The organism is Synechococcus sp. H55.2, from assembly GCF_047462495.1.
Taxonomy (GTDB): domain Bacteria; phylum Cyanobacteriota; class Cyanobacteriia; order Thermostichales; family Thermostichaceae; genus Thermostichus.
This window is the reverse complement of the sequence record NZ_JANSJH010000044.1, coordinates 17,246-19,675: the sequence shown is the minus strand read 5'-3', so window position 1 is coordinate 19,675 and position 2,430 is coordinate 17,246. Positions and strand designations below refer to the sequence as shown.

The window sequence follows — 2,430 nt, the reverse complement described above, 5'->3', positions numbered from 1 at the left end:
TTGCCACCTGCACGTGCTGCGGATCCTCCGCTTCCAGCAGCGTCTCCCAAGCCGCAAACTGCACCTCCCAGTTGGGATCATTTCGCATGGCCTGGATAACAAGCTCGGCCCCTCTGGATCCGTACTTCAGAGCACCCTTGATTGCTTGGATTCTCACCTTGGGATCCGGACTGTCTAGGGCTTGCTCAACGGCTACCAAGCCTCCCATGACCGGATCGGAGCCGGCCAGTTGCTGCCCACCCAGAACGGGATCAAAGTTTTCCGCCATCCCTAACCTCAAGTTAACCTCCCAACCACCTGCTGCTGCATAAGGGTCTTTTGAGTTTGCAAATCTACTACCGTTACCCGCAAAGTTCGCCCAGCATCGACGGCAAAGGTGACCTGCAAACGATCCACTCCTACCTGCCCTGGGGGCTTGAGAGGAATGGAAAGCTGCTTGTGGCTCCCAAGGGGACGAAAGCTAGAAGCTGCGCTGCTGTTGCGAATCTGCATCCGACCGTCGGGACCGTAAACAACCTCGGTTGCCCCTTCCTCGGCCATCTCACCAACCACCAGGTTGATGTGGCTTTGTCCATTGGCGTTAGCCTGCAAGGGAGGCAGTTCCACCGTGGCAGGATAGGCCGTGCCGCTCTTAAAGAGAGGGAAAAAGTCGGGCGCCTGCAAATAGGGATTCCAGAGCCGCAGGGCGTAGGTATGGCGGAGATGATCTTGAAGGCGGGCAAACTGGGTGAAGGCCAGAGCGCCGTGGGCCACTGCCTCAAACGGCTTGTGGTACTTAACCTTGTCGCGGCCAAAGAGGCTAATGACCTGATGCTGCACCCCTGGAATGAGGCTGGTGCCACCCACCAACACCACCTGGTGGATATCTCGTTTAGAGATCCCTTTGTTGTGGGCTTTCTCGATGACCTCATCGATGGCTTCTCTTAGCCGCGTCAGCAGGCCGCGCTCTTCCAACAGCTCCTGGAGTTGTTCGCGCTGAAGCATTAAAGTGTGGGTCTCAAAGGAGTCTTCATCCAGCCAGGCCTCGCTGGCCTGAGAATGGCTGGAGAGGCGGATCTTGAGCCGCTCGGCAACCTCGCACAGAACCTGGAAGCTGCTGGCCGGAACCTGCTGTCGCTTGCGGCCCAACTGCTCCAGCAGCCATTCGGCAATCCAGATATCGATATCGACGCCGCCACAGCCATAGGCCCGGTCAGTTTTGGCAATGACCTCAGCTCGGTAAGCAGTGCCCTGCTTTGGCTTCAAGATTTTGACCAAAGAGAGGTCGAGAGTTCCGCCCCCCAAATCGACCACCAAAATCAGGGATCCCGGTTCCTGCACCCCGTAGCCCAAAGCAGCCGCGGTGGACTCGTCGAGGAACACAACCTGTTGGATCCCTAGGGAGCCAAACACCTCTTGCAGGTTGTGCAAATAGGCCTCGTAGGCTCCCACCGGCACGGTCAAGATCACCTTATCGGGCTGCCAGCCCTCCGCCTTGAGTTTGGCAAGAAGCTGCTGCAGAAAGATCCGCGTGGCCTCTTGGGCTGTGTAGGCCTGTCCATCCACATAGGTTGGGGCCGGCTGGAATTGTTGAGAGAGATCCCGCTTAAAGCCTTTGAATAGGCGCTTGGGATCCCGTTTGGCCTGGGCAGGTGCCCCAATCAAAAATTGCTGGTTTTGGCCGACAAAGAGAACCGAGGGAATTAGAGGCGGGCTGCCGTCGTAGCGGTGGGTGATCCCTGGTATGTCGATCACAATGGGCTTTCGATTTTGATAGGCACAGACCACCGTATTGGAAGTGCCAAAATCAATAGCCAACGTCGTCATGCTGCCAAGGAAGGTAGAGTGCGACTGACTTTGGCTCGAACCAAAATTTGATCCCTAAGTCGATAGCCCACAAAGCGAACGTAGACCGGCTCGCCCGCCTGGATATCCTCCTCATCTGCCTGGTGGCTTTCTGGGTCATAGGCCACCTGTTGCCACACCTGGCCAATGGTTTCCAACTGCCAGTCTTCCAACAAGTTGCCCAGACAGTTCAGCAAAGCCAAGACTTGCTGGGCAGGGTAATCCGGTCGCCTCTGCACAACCTGCTGCAGGGTGGGGTATTGCACCAAAAGAGGCTTGAGCTTTTCCACCAGTTCGGCGCGGATTTGATGGCGCAATTGCCCTTCCTGCTGTTCTAGCTGTTTGTGCAGCCGCTGCACTTCCTGAGCCGTTTCTGCAGGCTCCAATGCTAGCTCGATTCCGCTGAAATCTTGAATAAGGCTCGGCAAGGGCACTTGCAAAATGCTGGCCGCTCGATTGAGATCGGCTAACTTCAGCTTTTCGGCCTGGCCAGTTCTCAGGGCATTTAGGGCTCCTCGACTCAGTTTGGCCTTTTGTCGAAGCTCTCGCCAGGTTGAGATACCGGCAGCCTGCATGAGATTGCGCAGCAGGGTATCATGACTTTTC

General features: G+C 56.5%; 3 protein-coding genes. All 3 read right to left on the bottom strand.

What is annotated here, in order from left to right:
• Positions 1-268, bottom strand: a 268-nt coding sequence (locus tag NW844_RS07045) for a HEAT repeat domain-containing protein (RefSeq protein ID WP_414334677.1), incomplete at its 3' end; no start/stop codon positions are given.
• Between the two features lie 8 nt (positions 269-276).
• Positions 277-1,806, bottom strand: coding sequence for an Hsp70 family protein (locus NW844_RS07040; protein ID WP_414334675.1), 1,530 nt, complete (start codon positions 1,804-1,806; stop codon positions 277-279).
• Positions 1,803-2,430: helix-turn-helix domain-containing protein (locus NW844_RS07035; RefSeq protein ID WP_414334673.1), on the bottom strand; the 628-nt coding region annotated here is incomplete at its 5' end. The genes NW844_RS07035 and NW844_RS07040, both read right to left, overlap by 4 nt.

Bases quoted from the DNA above. Each gene is read 5' to 3' on its own strand.
- NW844_RS07040 (WP_414334675.1), bottom strand. From the start codon at position 1,806: ATGACGACGTTGGCTATTGATTTTGGCACTTCCAATACGGTGGTCTGT.